At 63.4% G+C, this 17,430-nt stretch carries 12 protein-coding genes; 6 read left to right on the top strand and 6 right to left on the bottom strand.

Annotated elements, in window-relative coordinates; translation table 11 throughout:
• Positions 1-160 precede the first annotated feature (160 nt).
• Positions 161-5,785, bottom strand: a complete 5,625-nt coding sequence (locus B5D38_RS22705) for a beta strand repeat-containing protein (protein WP_078707384.1) — start codon at positions 5,783-5,785, stop codon at positions 161-163.
• A 280-nt stretch (positions 5,786-6,065) separates the two neighbouring features.
• A complete protein-coding gene (locus B5D38_RS22175) occupies positions 6,066-6,542 on the bottom strand; it encodes a helix-turn-helix transcriptional regulator (RefSeq protein WP_165690794.1) in 477 nt (158 codons plus the stop codon).
• Between the two features lie 63 nt (positions 6,543-6,605).
• Between B5D38_RS22175 and B5D38_RS22170 the strand changes: the two genes are divergently transcribed.
• On the top strand, positions 6,606-7,187 hold the full coding sequence (locus B5D38_RS22170; RefSeq protein ID WP_165690793.1) for a hypothetical protein: 582 nt from the start codon (positions 6,606-6,608) through the stop codon (positions 7,185-7,187).
• A gap of 596 nt (positions 7,188-7,783) precedes the next feature.
• On the opposite strand, the gene rhaM is transcribed toward B5D38_RS22170, so the two are convergent.
• The 4 genes from rhaM to rhaB form a co-directional block, all read right to left on the bottom strand.
• Positions 7,784-8,098, bottom strand: a complete 315-nt coding sequence (gene rhaM, locus B5D38_RS05580; RefSeq protein ID WP_078707382.1) for an L-rhamnose mutarotase — start codon at positions 8,096-8,098, stop codon at positions 7,784-7,786.
• Between the two features lie 113 nt (positions 8,099-8,211).
• On the bottom strand, positions 8,212-9,066 hold the full coding sequence (gene rhaD / locus B5D38_RS05575) for a rhamnulose-1-phosphate aldolase (RefSeq protein WP_078707381.1): 855 nt from the start codon (positions 9,064-9,066) through the stop codon (positions 8,212-8,214).
• Entirely contained in the window at positions 9,063-10,334 is a 1,272-nt protein-coding gene (locus tag B5D38_RS05570; protein WP_078707380.1) for an L-rhamnose isomerase, read from the bottom strand. Before B5D38_RS05570 ends, rhaD begins: the two co-directional genes overlap by 4 nt.
• Before the next feature lie 17 nt (positions 10,335-10,351).
• Positions 10,352-11,800, bottom strand: a complete 1,449-nt coding sequence (gene rhaB / locus B5D38_RS05565; protein ID WP_078707379.1) for a rhamnulokinase — start codon at positions 11,798-11,800, stop codon at positions 10,352-10,354.
• Positions 11,801-12,073: 273 nt separating this feature from the next.
• On the opposite strand from rhaB, the gene B5D38_RS05560 reads away from it, so the two are divergent.
• From B5D38_RS05560 to B5D38_RS05540, 5 genes are all read left to right on the top strand, one after another.
• Complete coding sequence (locus B5D38_RS05560) at positions 12,074-12,913, top strand: helix-turn-helix domain-containing protein (protein WP_078707378.1); 840 nt, start codon at positions 12,074-12,076, stop codon at positions 12,911-12,913.
• A 424-nt stretch (positions 12,914-13,337) separates the two neighbouring features.
• The gene (gene bglB / locus B5D38_RS05555) at positions 13,338-14,465 is read left to right on the top strand and encodes a beta-galactosidase BglB (RefSeq protein ID WP_425349313.1); all 1,128 of its coding nucleotides are present in this window, start codon (positions 13,338-13,340) and stop codon (positions 14,463-14,465) included.
• Positions 14,466-14,603: 138 nt separating this feature from the next.
• Positions 14,604-15,590: a TRAP transporter substrate-binding protein gene (locus B5D38_RS05550; protein ID WP_078707376.1), complete on the top strand. Its 987-nt coding sequence runs from the start codon at positions 14,604-14,606 to the stop codon at positions 15,588-15,590.
• Between the two features lie 7 nt (positions 15,591-15,597).
• Entirely contained in the window at positions 15,598-16,110 is a 513-nt protein-coding gene (locus tag B5D38_RS05545) for a TRAP transporter small permease (protein WP_078707375.1), read from the top strand.
• 2 nt (positions 16,111-16,112) lie between these two features.
• The gene (locus B5D38_RS05540; protein ID WP_078707374.1) at positions 16,113-17,411 is read left to right on the top strand and encodes a TRAP transporter large permease; all 1,299 of its coding nucleotides are present in this window, start codon (positions 16,113-16,115) and stop codon (positions 17,409-17,411) included.
• Positions 17,412-17,430 lie beyond the last annotated feature (19 nt).

Genomic DNA, 17,430 nt, shown 5'->3' with positions numbered 1-17,430 from the left:
TCCATCCGAAACAAACGCCCCCGGCACCTGCGGTCGGGGGCGAAGCCGGCTGAAAGACGGTTCAACAGCCTAACGCCAAGCGACTTTTCGCCTCTGAACAGCAAGCGTCGGCACAGGAAAGCCCGGAATGCCCCCTCCGCCGACGCCTGCCATCTTTACTTTACACCATAATCAGATCGTCGGTGCGACCTTCCGCGTAGCCGGTGTGGATGAAGTGCAGCAGTGCCGCCTCCTCGTTGTAGCCGCCCATCTCGTCCGCGAACGCCGCCCGCAGGTCGTCGTAGTTGGCCAGGTAGGAATCGACGTCGAAGCTCGCCTCGCGGCCCTCCGCATAGCCGCCGGACTGGTAGTGGACGAGGCCCGCCTGGATGATCTGCTCCTCGTTGCCGCTGCCGAACGCCTGGATCAGATCGCCGTAGCTGGCGATGTAGTCCAGCGGGTCCTCGGCCAGCCGATGCTCGAGATAGCCGGCATTGATGTAGTGCGCCGTCGCCGCGCCCTCGTCAGCGCCGAACACCGATTGCAGATCGCTGTAGTTCTCCAGGTATTGATCGACATCGAAGTCGATGCCGTCCCGCCGCCCCTCGTCGAAGCCGGCCGCCCGGTAGTGGTTGAGACCCGCTGCGACCAGATCCGACTGACTTTGGCCGCCGAACGCCTGAATCAGGTCGCCATAGCTGGCAATGTAGTCCAGCGGATTCTCGGCCAGACGATGCTCATTCACACCTGTCGTCAGGAAGTGCTCCGTTGCAGCCGTCAGATCATCGCCGAACGCCGTCTGCAGGTCCTGATAATTGGCCAGATACTGAGCGGCGTCGAACGACACCTCGCGACCCTCGAAGAAGCCGCTGTTGAGGTACTGGTCAAGCGCGCTGCCTGTGTTGGTTCCGAACGCCTGGGCAAGGTCGTTGTAGGAAGCGGCGTAGGCGAGCGCGTCGAAGCCCTCCACGCCGGCCAACCCGATCGTCTGCCCCACACCTTCGAAACTTTCGACATTGACGATGGTATCGAAGGAATGATTGGCCCGGTCGAGGGCATAGACCGTGTCGTCGACCCGGATGATGTCGAAGCCCCCACCGTTCAACCCCCGCAGCACCGCGATGTCGTTGTCGGCACCACCGTCCAGGTGATCGTTGCCCAGCCCGCCCTGCAACCGGTCGTTGCCGGTGCCGCCGTCGAGCGTGTCGTCGCCAAGACCGCCGTTCAACACGTCGGCACCGCCGCGGCCACGCAGCGTGTTGGCCGCGTCGTTGCCAAGGATCACGTTGGCGACGTTGTTGCCCGTGCCGTTGATGGCGTCGTCGCCCGTCAGCGTCAGGTTCTCCAGGCTGGCGGCCAGCGCGTAGGAGATCGAGGACTCCACCGTGTCGGTGCCCTGCCCCGGCAGCTCGAACACCAGATCGCTTTCGTCGTCGACCACATAGGTGTCGTTTCCGATGCCCCCCTGCATCATGTCGATGCCGGCGCCGCCGTCGAGCAGATCGTCGCCGGCGCCGCCGACAAGCATGTCGTCGCCGGCGTCACCGTAGAGCGCGTCGTTGCCGACCCCGCCGGTGAGCACATCATCGCCGCCGGCGCCGTGGAAGGTCACGCCGAGGCTGATGTTATCGTAAACGCCGTCGGTCGGGACCTCCATATGATCGTTGAAGACCGTTCCCGTGACCTCGGATGCGCCGGCGGACCGGATCAGCACTTCGGGCGTGCCATCGCCCGAATAGGTATTCAGGCCGATTACGGTCGACAGGTCGGTGGTGCCCGAAGTGCGCAGCGAGACGCGGATGTCGTTCTCGTCGCTGTTGACGAAGACGTTGCCGCTGACGTCGCCGACGCTCGGCCCGGCTTCGAAGATCAAACCCTCATCGTTGTTTGTGAAGGTGTTGTTGGTCACCACCACATCGTGGTCGTCGTTCGGATTGACGTAGACGCCGTAGTGGAAACCGGTGATCGAATTGCCCGACACAGTCAGCCCGTCGATCCCGGTGCTGTGGACGATGCCGGTCTCCGCCGCGGTGTCGGCCGTGACGATGTTGTTCAGGATCGACGCGTCGTCGCCCTGGACGAAGATGTTGGAGTTCTCGTTGCTGGCGATCGACCCGTCGATGGTGAAGCCGTCGATGGTCACGCCGGCCGCACCCGTGATGCGGATGCCGCCGTGGATCGCCGACTCTTCGCCCCGCACGCCTGAGGCCGAGACGCCGGCATTGGCGCCGACGATCGTCAGCCCGGCAGTGCTGATCGAGACATTCTCCTCGTAGTCGCCCCCGAGCACGTAGATCAGGTCGCCCTCGCCGGCCGCGTCGACGGCGGCCTGGATCGAGGTGTACTGGCCGAACGTGCCCGACGCGTCGACGATGCGGACGGTCTGGCCGTTGAACCGCAGCATCTCGACCGAATCGAGGATATCGGTGCCGCCGGACTGGGTCGTCACCGTGATCGTGCCCGCATTGGCGTCGAAGACGAGGGCGTCCTTGGCGAAGGCGTCGGCAAAGACGGCCGTGTCGGTTCCCTGGCCGCCGCGGAAGACATCGTTCGCCGCGCTGAGAACGAAGGTGTCATTGCCGTCGCCGGCATTGAAGGTCACGCCGGTCGAGCCGGTGAGGCCGGACGCATCGACCGAGTCGTCGTCTTCCGTCAGCTCAGGCGCAGCAACGGGAGAGCTTTGGCGGGCAGCAAACTGATCGGCGTTGACGGTGATGGTGGTAACGCCTGCCGCCCCGAGATCGCCGCTGAGCGTCAGATGATCGGCGCCCGAGCGGAGATCGATATTCAGAGTCTCGATGTTCGTGGCGGTAACTTCCGGCCCCTCGGCTCCGATCGACGCGACATCGACCTCCACCGCGCCGGTGCCGTCATTGACGGAGACGGCGATGATCGAGCCGGGCTCGGAGGCGATGTTGGACACTAGGGATGGGGTGAAGACCGGCTCGTCGACGAGGAACAGCGTGTCGCTGCCGGCCCCGCCGTCCATCGTGTCCTGGCCGCTGCCGTAGTCCGCCGCGACGCGGAAGTCGAGGGCTCCGAAGGTGCTGTATACGAACTGGTCGTCACCCTCGCCGCCAAAGAGCGTGTCGTAGCCGGCACCGCCGATGAGCGTGTCATTCCCGGCGTCACCGTAGAGCACGTCGTTGCCGACCCCGCCGGTGAGCACATCATCGCCGCCGGCGCCGTGGAAGGTCACGCCGAGGCTGGTGTTCTCATAGGTGTCGTAGGTCGAGACCTCCATGTAATCATTGAAGACCGTTCCCGTGACCTCGGATGCGCCGGAGGACCGGACAAACACCTCGGTCGTTCCGTCGCCTGAATAGGTATTCAGGCCGATCACGGTCGACAGGTCGGTGGTGCCCGAAGTGCGCAGCGAGACGCGGATGTCGTTCTCGTCGCTGTTGACGAAGATGTTGCCGCTGACGTCGCCGACGCTCGGCCCGGCCTCGAAGATCAGCCCCTCGTAGTTGTCCGCGAAGGTGTTGTTGGTCACCACCACGTCGTGGTCGTCGTTCGGATTGACGTAGACGCCGGCGCTGAAGCCGGTGATCGAATTGCCCGACACCGTCAGCCCGTCGATCCCGGAGCTGTTGACGATGCCGGTGTCCGCCTCGGTATCGGCCGTGACGATGTTGTTCAGGATCGACGCGTCGTCGCCCTGGACGAAGATGTTGGAGTTCTCGTTGCTGGCGATCGACCCGTCGATGGTGAAGCCGTCGATGGTCACGCCGGCCACACCCGTGATGCGGATGCCGCCGTGGATCGCCGACTCTTCGCCGCGCACGCCTGAGGCCGAGACGCCGGCATTGGCGCCGACGATCGTCAGCCCGGCGACGGTGATCGTTACGTCCTCATTGTACTCGCGCGCGGCGACGTTGATCGTGTAGTTCTCGCCCGCGGCGTTCACCGCCTCCTGGATGGTGGCGTAGCTGTTGACGAAATTGCCGTCCGCGTCGAACACCTGGACGGCGCCGAGCACGGAGACGGTCGTAGTGTCGCCGAAGGTCAAGCTCTCCACGCCGGAGAGCGTGTCGGTGCCGTCGTCGCCGTCGTTGGCATTGTTGTCCGTCACCGAGGCGAAGCTGACCGCGCGACCGCTGTCGTCGAGCGTGACGGTGAACTGATAACCGCTCGCTGCTCCCTGGTAGACAGCTGTGTCGTTGCCGTCACCGCCGCGGATATCGTCGTTGCCGCCGCCGCCAGCGATCTGATCCTCGCCACCGCCGCCGGAAAGGGTGTTGGCCCCGTCATTGCCGAGGATGATGTTCGCCCCTTCGTTGCCCGTGACGTCGATCGGCGCCGATCCGTCGAGATGGAGCGATACGATGTTTTCGCCGAGAACGAGGTCGAGACCGGTCGCGCCGTCCGGGCCGCGGAAGGTGAGGCCTTCCGTAGCGACCGTAACCGCCCCTTCGGCGGAATAGTCGCCGGCCGCGAGATCGACGATGTTGCCGCCCTGCGCATCCTCCAGCGCATCGGCGACCGTTGCATAGCTGTCGAGGATCGTCGAACTGTCGACCGACTCCTGCGTTCCCTCGCCCAGCACGAGCTGAACCGGGTTGGTGTCGAGCGTGGTGAGCGTGATGTTGTCGACGCCGATGCCGCCGTCCACGTTGATATCGGTGAACCAGAGATAGCGGTTGCCGCCCGCGAGGTCCGCGACCAAATCGTCCGGCGTGTTCAGAACCTGCGAAAAGACGAAGCCCCCGTCCTGATCATAGACGTTGATCGCGACCTCGAGAGCGCCGTTTGCCCCTTCGTACATCCCCCACTGGAAGGTGTACCAGCCCGCTTCGGTGACCACGCCGTGATTCATGGTCTCGAGATTCTCAAGCGGAGCGCCCGAATTGTTGCTCGCCCCGATGAGCAGCTGCTCGGTGCTCGCATCCGCCGCGACATGGATCACATAGTCACGCAGAAAAGTGCCACTTTGCCGGTTCGCCGCCAGCGAGACGTCGAAGCCCTGGCCCGGCAGCCAGTTGGGATCGAGATAGACCTGCATGGTCGTCTGCAGACCGCCGCCAAGATCCAGGCGGTAGCCGTCGAACTTGGAAAATGGCCCTGAGCCGCCGCTCTCCTCCAGGATCGCGAAGGCTCCATCCAAGGCAGGAATGCCGTCCGTGCCGTTGGACACGGTCAGGTTGCCATAGCCCTCACCCGTGAAGAACGATCCGCTGCCCGACCCGTCGCTAAAATCCTCGGTGAACCGCAACAGGCCGGCGGAATAGTCAGGGCTGTTCGCGTCGAGACCATAGACGATGCCCGGCTCGCCGCTAAACCGCACGCCCTCGATGCCGGTGAGGGTGTCCGTCCCGTCAGCGCCGGTGATCGTGTAGCCGCCGTTGCCGTCGGCGGTGATCGTGTAGTCGCCCCGCGCGCCTGCGAATTCCGCCACATCCTGGCCGGCGCCGCCGTCGATGGTATCGTCGCCCGTCCCGCCGAACAAAGCGTCGTCCCCGTCAGCCCCAGTCACCGTGTCTGCTCCGTCGAGCAGATCGGCGTAGAACTGTTCGGTGCCGTTGTGGCTGAACACGCCACCGGGGCCGGCCAACGCATCGTCGAGGCCCGAGATGTCGACCGCAAGATCGCCTTCACCGTTGAAGATTTGGATCCCGGTCACCGTGCCGCCCGTCGGCGTATTCCCGGTGTAGGTGAATCCGGTTCCGGAAATGGCCACCTGATTGCCGCCGGTCGTGGTGTAGATGAACAGAGTGCTCGAATGCAGATCGGTACTCAGGTAGTCATGCAAATCTGCATTGCCGATGCTGAAGAATGTGCTGTCCGAAACGGTGAAGGTGGCCACGGCAAAGTCTCCTTGTTCGCCTGGATCCGTTGCCGGACGCCAGTGCCGATCCCGGTGCGAATGCACCCCGTATTGCTCTCGTCAGGGTAAGGCTGATCAGCTGGCGCGGAGGAGGCATGCCTCCGCGCCAGATATTGCTATTTATGATTGAGCATCAGCAGGCAGTCGACGCAGCGCTTCCGAGTCCTCCATCCGCAATCGCCGCCAGCCTGACACCTCCCAAATCGTGTCGTTGGCCAGACTAAGGGTGATGGAACCGTAACCAAAAGGTACAAATGTACTATAAGATGGGCAAAATTTGCCCCAACTTACCGATCAGGCGCATCAATTCGGCCTGCCGCCGGGTCTCCGTTTTCTCGAAGACGGCGGCGAGCTGGTTGCGCACGGTGTTGCGCGACAACTGGCTGCTCTTGGCAATTTCACCAAGCGTCTGTCCCTGGGCAAGCGCGACGGCAACCCGCGCCTCGGCCGGAGAGAGTCCGAAGGCCGATTCCAGAACGGTTCGCGGAACGATCGATGTTCCTTTCAGCTCGGTGATGAATGCGACTGCCAACGGGTCTCCCCCGAAGCGATCGAACGGCGTTGTCGGGCTTGCGGCACGATCCAGAGGTAGGCGCGCCACGACGATGCAAAGCCGCGCGCTTTCCGCCGCTTGCGCCATGACGAATCCTGGCTGGCGGCCGGGATCTTCGTTGCCACTGCACGCCTGTTCCACGAGTTGGGCGAATTGATCGTCGGCTTGGGGCGGGCTCAACACGAGCCTGTCCTGCCGAATCGCCAGGATGCCACGTGCGGCTAGATTCTCTGCGACAGGATTGGAATGAACGACTTCGCGATTCGCCCGAAGGATGGCGGCCGGCTGCCGGAGTTGATCGAGCGTGACCTCCGCGCCCATCAGGAGTTCGGCATGTCCGAGTCGGCGACGCAACTCGCTCGCGCGGCGAAGGTGCGGCAACAGGATCTGCGCGAGCTCATGGACGGGCCTTCGTTCGTTGGCGCCGCCGCCGATCTGGCCATTCTGTTGCAGACGGCGCCCTCCGGCTCGGTGTTCGTCCTTCTCGAGGTTCTGACGCGCGACGCGCTCATCCCGATCATCCCTCGCCGCCATGGACTGACGTGTCGGACGAGTCGAGCTAACGGCGTGATTGTATTCCGCGCATCGCGCGACGACAGCCTCGTCGGATTCGTGGGCCGAGATCGCCTCGCCGGCCGCTTGGGCGGGGTCCCAGCCAAGAGCGCATCCCTGGAAGCGCAGCGCATCGAGCGCTTCCGGCGCCACATCGGCAAGCCTATCGATGACTGGCTGAAAATTCCCGTTCAGAGCGCCGTCGTAGATCGAGTCGATAAGGGCAGCGACGGCCCTCCACTTGGCCCGATCCATCGCGCCGATCTCTCTTCATAAGCGTCAATTAGGACTACTATCTGAGAATTCGTCGAGGAGAGTCAACCGCAACTTGCATCATGAGGAAGAAAGTCTTGTGTCAGACAGACTTCCGTTCGGTCGCCTTCCTGGCCTGATTGCAATGAACAGGCCCGTTGTTTGGTCAGCGCCGCAGGTCACTATCTTGAAGAAGTGAGGCTATCCGACACACTCACGCGAGCAACACCGCCATTGGATTGCTGGCAAATAAACGGCAGGCCCATCGCATACCCCTCTCGTCCTCAAGCGGAGCGAAACCCGACTCATTGCGGGCAAAATCCGCGAGGAGGGCAAGCTTCTTACGATGAAGTCGAAGGTAGTGCGGCGTTCGGCAAGCCTGCCCAGGAACGCCGTCGACGTGCCGGGAGACGTTCTGACGCCAATTCAAGAAAGCACCACCAATTGATGATGCGATGCTGCCGAAACGGGTCGGCGTAGCGCCGCCAACAATTTCTAGCCGCAGGCCCTTGCCCCCGAAACGGGAGCGGTTGCGGAGTATGCCAGCAGCTTCGCGGCCATCGCCTTCGTCAATGCCGCCAAAGACGCCGAATAACTCTCGAGGATCGGTCCGGTAACCGTCAGGGCAGGAAGAACACCGCCCTCAGATCCTCTGAGACCGGGCTGTTGTCGGGATTGGCGGGCATCACGTCGGCCATGAAGGCCCACCAGCGCTGGCAAACTTCGGTCTTGGCGACGGCCGCCCAACGCTCCTCCGACTCGATCTCGACGTGCGCGAAGAGAAGGCTGCGCTTCGCGTCCAGCCAGATGCCGTAGGAATGGGCGCCGTGCTCCTTGAGGGTACGCGCGAGGTCCGGCCAGATCGCGTCGTGTCGCCGTTCATATTCCTCATGCCTGTCGGGAAAGACCTGCATGACGAAGGCTTTGCGGATCATCGTCCTCTCCTGTCGAATGGTAGGCGGCACGAGCTCGCGCCCGGGCCGCTTCGCGCATCGGCGCGAGCCTTCCAGTGAACCTTTGAAAACGCTGCTTCAAAGGTTCGCCGGTATCATTCGCCGGCGAGTTTCCACTTCTCCAGGGCGATCGCTTCCGGCATCGGCTGGACGGCGAAGCGCTTGCCGAGGTCGATGAGGTTCTGCGTGGAAATTGTCTGGCGCGGCCCACCCATCGAAAGCACCTTGACCAGCACCTCGGAGGCCTTCTCCGCCGTGTCGATCAGCCCGAACGCTTCGTCGAGGCTTGCCCCGGTGCCGAAGACGCCATGGAAGGGCCAAAGGACCAGCGTGTGACTCGCCATCTCTCCGGCCGTCGCGTCGCCGATAACGTCAGTGCCGGGCACCAGCCACGGCATCGTGCCGACCCCTTGCGGGAAGACGACGAGACATTCGGTGCTCGCCTCCCAGAGGGCGCGCGTCACGTTCACCGGGTCGAGGTCGAGCACGTAAGTCAGCGCCAGGAGGTTGGTCGCGTGGCAGTGCATGATGACGCGGTCGGTGCCGCCGCTCACTTTCTGGCGGGTGCGGTGCGACTTGAAGTGCGAGGCAAGCTCGGAGGTCGGGCCGCCGCCGTCGCTATAGCCCCATAGGATCTCGACTGCCGCACCGTCCGGCCGCACGCGGACGACGCCAAGATTGGCTTCCGGGTCGAGCTGGACGTTGCGGAAGTATTTGCCGGTGCCGGTGACGATGAAATACTGGCCGGCAAGCTCGGGAACGGGCTCTCCCAGCGGTGAAAGCCGCGTGCCGCTCCAGGAGGAGAGATAGGGCTCCACGTCCTCTGGCATCAGGCGCATGGAGACGTTGCCGCCGTTGCGCTCGTCCCAGCCCTTCAGCCACATGTCCGACGTGGCCTTGACCATGCCGGCAACGAACCAGGATTCTTCGGTATGCAGTGCCATCGTCATGCAGCCTTCCGCTTGCTGAGCACGGTTCTTTCGTAAGTTCTGATCGGTTCGAGCCAGTCGAGCCCGACGGGCACGTTCCGGCTGAGGCAGTAGAAGTCCCAGACGGCGCCCCAAGGCATCGACTTCATCTCTTCCATGGTGGCGAGGCGCGTGGTGAAGTCACGTTCCGCCTCGGCCTTTCTCAGCGCCGTCGTCGGATCGAGAAGGGCGCGCAGAAGCGCCTTTCGCATGTTGCGTGTGCCGATGACCCAAGCCGCCACGCGGTTGATCGAGGCGTCGAAGAAGTCGAGGCCGATATTCACCCGGTCGAGCGCGCCGCCGCGCACGATCTCAACGGCGATCGCCTGGAGCTCGTCGTCGAGCAGCACCACATGGTCGCTGTCCCAGCGGACCGGGCGGGAGACGTGGAGCAGCAACTCGGGGACGAACTGAAGGGTCGAGGAGATCTTGTCGGAGATGACCTCGGTCGGATGGAAATGGCCAGCGTCGAGACACAGAAGGATGTCGCGGCTCGTGGCATAGCCGAGCGCGAACTCGCCCGAGACGACGGTGTAGCTCTCGAGCCCCAGGCCGAAGAGCTTGCTCTCGATGGCATCCTTGTGGTGCTCGCGCGGCAGCTTGTCCGCGATGACGGCGTCGAGCGCGTCCGCCATGCGTTCGCGGGGTGCGAAGCGGTCGGCCGGCAGGTCCTTCATGCCGTCCGGCAGCCAGATGTTCATGACCGAGGGCGTGCCGAGCGTCTCGCCGAAGAAGGCACTGACCTTGCGGCTCGCCTGACAGTGGGCGATCCAGAAATCGCGCACTGCCGCGTCGGGATGGCTCAGCGTCATTCCGTCCGCACTCAAGGGATGGGAGAAGCAGGTGGGGTTGAAGTCGAGGCCGACCTTGCGCTCCTTCGCCCAGTCCACCCAGCCGGTAAAATGCCTCGGCTCGATGGCTTCCCGCGCCACCGGCGCCTCGCTCTCCAGATAGATCGCGTGAAGGTTCAGCCGCTTCGCGCCTGGGATCTGCGCCATTGCCAAATCCAGATCGGCGCGCAGCTCGTCGGCAGTCCTTGCCCGACCCGGATAGTTTCCCGTCGCCTGAATGCCGCCCGTCAGCGGCCCGGCGCCCTTCTCGAAGCCGAGTACGTCGTCGCCCTGCCAGCAATGCATCGAGATCGGGATGGCGTCCAGGCGCTCCAGCGCCCCTTCCACGTCGATCCCGAAAGCGGAGAAGCGCTCGCACGCCGAACCATAGACGGATTCAATGGTCTTGTTGTCTGTCATCGAAGGTTGCTGATCCCTCATTTCTTCGCAAGCGAACAAAAGCGATGCCAGATCTCGTCCGGCACCGCCTCGCGCGGCAGGAACTGTCTGGGTGGAAAGGATTCGAGAACGATGGCCCGCGCCTCGTCGAGAGACGCGATGCGGCCGAGCGCCATCAGCTGAACAGCGAGATTGCCGAGCGCCGTCGTCTCGACCGGGCCGGCCGTCACCGGCACGCCGCACGCGTCGGCGCACAGCTGGTCGAGCAGCTCGTTGTGGCATCCACCGCCGACGATGCGCACGCGCCGCAGGCTCTGCCCACGCAACGCCTCGATCTCCTCCTTCACCCGGCGATAGGAAAGCGCCAGACTGTCGAAGACGCAGCGCGCCAGGGTCGCGGCATCGGCCGGCGGCTCTTGCTCCGTCTCGATGCAGGCCGCGCGGATCGCCTCAATCATGCTGTCGGGGTTGAGGAAGCGCTGATCGGCGGGATCGATGATCGCGGCAAAGGGACGTGAGGAGGCCGCCGAGGCGACGAGATCGGCATGGCTTGGGCTCCCCAACTCGGCGCGCACGCGCTGGATAAGCCAAAGGCCCATGATGTTTTTGAGGACGCGAAACCGTCGCTCCGCGCCGCCTTCGTTGGAGAAGTTGAGCGCTCGCGCCTGTTCATCGAGGAAGGGAACGCGGCTCTCGAAGCCCATGAGCGACCACGTGCCCGAACTGATGAAGGCCTCGTCGGCCGACATCAGCGGTGTGGCGGCCACCGCCGACCCGGTGTCGTGAGTGGCTGGCGCAATGACCTTGATCGCGCGCCCGCTCGCCGCCGAGACGAATTCGCCGAGAGTAGTGCCGGCCTCGACGGGCCGGCTCATGAGCGGTCGGCGGACGCCAGCCGCGGCCAAAAGCTCTGAGTCCCAGTTGTCGGTCGAAACGTTGAAGATCTGTGTCGTTGTCGCGTTGGTGTACTCGTTCGCCAGAACGCCGCAGAGACGGAAGTGGAGGTAGTCCGGGATCATCGCGAAGCGGTGGGCCCGCGCCAGCCATTCCGGGTGGGTCTCGGCTGTCGCCGCAAGCTGATAGATGGTGTTGAACGGCATGAACTGGATGCCCGTGCGCCGGTAGATGTCGCCGGCCGACAGCCGCTCCACCATCCTTTCCATGACACCGTCGGTGCGGTGGTCGCGGTAGGACACCGCCGGCCCGACCGGATTCTCCGCCGCATCGAGAAGCACATAGTCGACGCCCCAGGTATCGATGCCGACGCTCTCGACCGGCCCGAGCCTTTCGGCGGCCGAGATGCCGGCGCGGATCTCGGCTTCGATCCGCACGAGATCCCATGACTGGAGACCCGTTGCAGGGTCCCTCACCAGAGGCGTCTCAAAGCGGTGGGTTTCGGTCAGGGCAAGGCGGCCGTCGACCAGATGGCCGAGGATAACCCGGCCGCTGCTGGCACCAATGTCGACCGCGACGCTTCCCGATGTCATGTCTGCCCCGTGGGTTCTTCCCTACGTGGCGACAATGGCCGCGCGGCGCGCGGCGCGCCTTGAAGATGCGGCCAAAATCCCCCCGGCCCTCGCGCGCAAATCGAAGATATCGACGGGGCCGCGAAATTCGGGCACAATCACTCACATATGAAGCCGACGGGATAGAAGAACGGCTGTTGGGCGGAGGAGGAGATCAGCGGCATCGCGCGGTGCCGGCGCCCCTTCCACGACAGTCGCCGCGAGTCCCGCTCCAGGGGTCCCCGTGGGTTCGCAATGAAGCTGCTGGCCAGAGAATTTTTCGAGTCCGACAGGCAATCCGTCGTTGTCGAACCCAGAGCGCCGCAGGACCCGTTCCCGCTTCACGATCACGAGTTCTACGAGATCATGATCGTGCTTTCCGGAAACGGCTGGCACATCCTCAACGAGCAGCCGCACTTCATCACCTGCGGCGAACTCTTCTATATCAAGGCGGACGACCACCATTCCTACGAAAAGGTGAGCGACCTCTACCTCACGAACATCCTCTTTAGACCCGAGCGCACCCCCTCGCCCGATTTCCTGCGCGTGATGCTCGGCGCGCCGGCCGGCGAGGACAATGTGCGCCGGCATTGGCAGGTGACGGAGGACGTGCTGGGCGAGATCGCACCACTGATCGCCGCCCTTGAACGCGAAACCCATTCATCGAGCATCCATGCCGAAGTGATGGCGCAGGCACTGTTCAGCCAGCTCGCGGTGCTTCTGTCCCGCGCCCGCTTCGCGGACGACGAAACCGGCATCCCTCAGAGCGCGAAACTCGGCCACATCCTCAATTACCTGCGGCACAACTGCACCGAGGATATCGATTTCGACGATCTGGCGCGCCGGTTCGGCTATTCGTCGCGCACCTTCAATCGGCTGTTTCGCGATGCGACCGCGACGACGCCACACAACTATCTCGTCAAGCTGCGCCTCAGCCGGGCGATGCGGGCTCTGCGCAAGAGCGAGGAGAGCATCACCGACGTCGCCTTTGCCTGCGGCTTCAACGACAGCAACTACTTCTCCTACAGTTTCAGCAAGATGACGGGCATGTCCCCGAGCGAATACCGACGCCTGCCGCATCATCTCGATTCCTGAACGCCCCATTTTCGGTTTGATGGGTCACGAGGAGACGACGGCCTTGGCTCGTCTCATTGGCATCTCGCATGCCCGAAGCACCGCCTCCCTCTGAATACCACGCCGCGACAAGCAGCCCGCGCTCCGGTCCAACAAGGTCGTTCGCGTCACATTTTCAGTGACGCCTCCGATTTTCTGCCAGCAGGCCTGTCGCGGGTGACAGTTTCACGAAGGCTGGCGATGCAGCGGCAGGCTAGAACGTTTTCCTAGAATTGCCTGGACGTGGTTCAGCCTCGGTTCTGACGGGAGTTCGCCGGCGAGATGCCAGGGGCTTATGCCCTTTGGCCAAGCTCGGCGGGCGGCATCGATCCGCCCCTAGGCCGGCCTATCCCGCCCGCAAAGGCTCAGGCATTCGTCGGACGCTGCGTTAACGGAGGTTTGTTGCGTGCCCTTGCATCCACTTCTCAGACAGAAAGAGCACTTCGTTTCCCGTGGTGAGGTTGTCAGCCTCATCGGACGGTTGGCCGACAACCTCATCAACATCCGCGACGAGACGGGTGAATTTCTCCTTCGCCTGGAGGATGGCCGCGTCATCGACACCAAGGGCTGGGCCGGCTGGGAATGGACCCACGGCATCGGGCTCTATGGCCTGTTCAAATATTACGAGCTGACCGCTGATCCAAAGGCGATGGCGATCATCAAGGATTGGTTTGCCGCTCGCCTTGCCGAGGGAACGCCGTCGAAGAACATCAACACGGTCTGCCCGTTCCTGACGCTCGCCAATCTCTACGAGCACACGCGCGACCACACCTACATCCCCTATCTCGAGGCTTGGGCCGACTGGGTGATGTACGACATGCCCCGCACCCGCGAGGGCGGGCTGCAGCACATCGTCTACAACAGCGTCAACGACCAGCAGATGTGGGACGACACGCTGATGATGAGCGTGCTGCCTCTCGCCAAGATCGGAATGCTGCTCGGCCGACCCGAATATGTCGAGGAGGCGAAGTATCAGTTCCTCCTCCACATCCAGTATCTTGCCGACCGCCAGTCGGGCCTCTGGTTCCATGGCTGGACCTTCGATGGCAACCATAACTTCGCCAAGGCGCTCTGGGCCCGCGGCAACAGCTGGATCACGATCGCCATTCCCGAGTTCATCGAGATGATCGGCCTTGAGCCGGGGGATGCGACGCGCCGCCATCTCATCGCGACGCTGGAGCGCCAGGTGGCCGCCCTCGCGAAGTTCCAGGACGAGAAGACGGGCCTCTGGCACACGTTGGTCGACGACAAGGGCAGCTATGTCGAGGCGTCCGCCACCGCCGGCTTTGCCTACGGTCTGATGAAGGCAGCGCGCAAGCGTTACATCGGAGCCGATTATCAGGCGGTCGCGGAGAAGGCCGTGAAGGGGATCGTCGCCAACATCAACCCGGAGGGCGAGCTTTTGCAGGTCTCCTTCGGCACGGCGATGGGCTCTGACCTCGACTTCTACCGCAACATCAAGCTCACCTCGATGCCCTACGGACAGGCGATGGCGATCCTTTGCCTATCGGAATACCTGCGCAGCTACCTTTGAGCGAGAAGCGCCCGCTACGGCGCGTGGCGCCATGGCAGGCATGAGGGATGTCGGGCGGCGCGATCAACGCCGCCCAGTGGTCAAACACCCGCACGGCCCCATCGGCCGCTGCGTTTCCAAACAAGACGGAGGAAAGAAATGACGAAAATTCTGATGACGCTCGCCGCGTCCACATGCGTTCTCGCCGTTTCGGCCATGTCGGCCGACGCGGCGTCGGTGAACCTGCGCTTCGCCTATGCCAGCAACGCCACGCCCACCAAGGAGGCGATGGCAAAGTTCGGCGAAATCCTCTCGGAAAAGACCAATGGCGAGGTGACGGTCAGCTACTTCCCGGACAGCCAGCTCGGCGGCGAGCGCGAGTTGGTGGAGATGGTCCAGAGCGGCCTTCTCGACATGACCAAGGTTTCGGGTGGCTTGATGGAGAGCTTCTCGCCGGTCTACGGCGTCTTCTCGCTGCCTTATCTCTTCGACGACCAGGATCACTACTACAAGGTCATGGACGACCCGAAGATCATGGAGCCGATTTACCAGTCGACGGCGGATCGCGGCATGATCGGCCTCACCTACTATGACTCCGGCGCGCGCAGCTTCTACACCTCCAAGAAGCCCATCGAGAAGGTGGAAGATCTCAAGGGCCTGAAGATCCGCGTCTTGCAGAGCCCGACCTCGATTCGCATGGTGCAGATGCTGGGCGCTGCGCCTGTCGCCATGAGCCAGGACGAGGTCTACACCTCGCTCCAACAGGGGGTGCTCGACGGCGCGGAGAACAACGAGTTCGCCATGACGGTCGCCCGCCATGCCGAGGTTGCCAAGTTCTACACCTACGACGTCCACACCCGCATTCCGGACGTGGTGCTGATCGGCACCGCGGCCATGGCCAAGCTCTCCCCCGAGCAGCAGCAGGCCGTCCGGGACGCGGCGAAGGAGTCCACGGAATATCATAAGAAGCTATGGAACGACGCCGTCGCCGAGGCCAAGAAGGAGTGCGAGGAGAAGTTCGGCGTCAAGTTCATCTACCCGGATGTGTCCGAGTTCCAGAAGGCCGTCCAGCCGATGTACGACGACCTGAAGGGCAACGAGACCATCTACCCGGTGTTCGAGTCGATCCGGGCCGAGGCCAAGTAGGAAGACCATGAGATTCGCACGGCTAGTTCTTGATCGGTTGGCCGGGGGCCTTTGCTGCGTCGTGCTGGCGATCATGATCGTCGTCGTCACGTGGCAGGTGTTCAGCCGCTATGTGCTCAACGATCCCAGCACCTTCTCGGAAGAACTGCTCCGCTTTGGCGTCATCTGGCTGTCGCTGATCGGCGCAGCCTATGTCACCGGCCGAAACAAGCACATGTCCGTGGATCTCCTGAAAGAGATGCTGGGCGGCAACGGACGGAAAGTCCTCAACCTCGTTATCCAGGTTGGCTTCTTTATCTTCGCCGTTGCCGTCCTCATCGTCGGCGGCATGCATGCCGTCAACATCGCTGGGTCCCAGTACACGGCAGTCCTTCAGGTCCCGATGGGCCTGATCTACGCGGCCTTGCCGACGAGCGGCGTCCTGATGGCGGCCTACAGTGTGCTCAACCTCGTCGACGAGCTGACCGGCAAGCCGATGCCTGAGCCGACGATCGAGAAGAACAGCGTTATGGGAGAGTGAGCATGGCCGCCCAATCGAGCCTCGTCCTTCTCGGCGTCTTCCTCGTCCTCGCTGCCCTCGGCATTCCCCTGGCCCTGTCGATCGTGGCGGCGGCGATCGCCGGCGTGCTTCTCGTTGCGCCCTTCGACATGGCGCTCTTCACCGCCGCGCAGAAGATGCTGGCCAGCCTGGATGCCTTCTCACTCCTGGCGGTTCCTTTCTTCATCCTGTCCGGCGTCATCATGAACTCCGGCGGCATCGCCATCCGCCTCGTCAATTTCGCCAAGCTTATCGCTGGGCGCATCCCGGGTTCACTCACTCAGACCAACATCGCCGGGAACATGCTGTTCGGCTGCATCTCAGGCTCGGCCATCGCCGCTTCGACCTCCATCGGCGGAGTCATGATCCCTCTTCAGGCAAACGAGGGCTACGACCGCGAGTTCGCGGCCGCGGCCAATATCGCCTCGGCGCCGACCGGAATGCTCATCCCACCGACGACCGCGTTCATCATCTATGCGCTGGTGAGCGGCGGCACGTCGGTGGGCGCTCTCTTCCTGGGCGGCGCGGTGGCCGGCTCCCTCTGGGGCCTCGGCCTCATGATCGTCACTTTCATCATCGCCAAGAAGCGCGGCTACTCCGTCTCCACCCCCGTGCGTCCGTCCGAGGCCGTCAAGATCGTGGTGGAGGCCCTGCCGAGCCTCTTTCTCATCGTCCTCATCATCGGCGGCATCGTGCTGGGTGTCTTCACCGCGGTGGAAGCCTCGGCCATCGCGGTGGTCTACACGATGGTCCTCGCCTTCCTCGTCCATCGAACCGTGCCATTCGCTCGCTTCCCATCCTTTCTCCTGGAAACGGCGGAAATGACCGGCGCTATCATGCTGCTGCTGGCAGCTTCGGCCGCCCTCTCCTTCGCCATGGCCTTCACCGGCATTCCGGCGGCCGTGACGAGCCTCATCCTTGGCATCTCCGACAATCCGTACGTCGTCCTGCTCATCATCAATGTCGTGCTGCTCGTTGTGGGCTGCTTCATGGATATCGGACCGGCCATCCTCATCTTCACGCCCATCCTCCTGCCCATCGCCATGAAGGTGGGCATGGACCCAGTGCAATTCGGCGTGGTCCTGATCTACAACCTTGCCATCGGAACCATCACCCCGCCCGTCGGCACGGGCCTCTATGTCGGCGCCAGCATCGGCAAGGTGAAGGTGGAACGCGCGGTCGTCGCGCTGCTGCCCTTCTATGTCGTCATCTTGGCGATCCTGCTGCTCGTCACCTATGTCCCCTCGGTGACGATGGCCCTGCCACGTTATTTCGGCATGTGAGAACAGAGGGATGGCCGGG

The sequence above is a fragment of the Consotaella salsifontis genome (assembly GCF_900167365.1).
In the GTDB taxonomy this organism is placed as follows: Bacteria; Pseudomonadota; Alphaproteobacteria; order Rhizobiales; family Rhizobiaceae; genus Consotaella; species Consotaella salsifontis.
The sequence above is the reverse complement of the archived record's forward strand: the minus strand, read 5'-3'. Positions and strand labels throughout refer to the sequence as shown.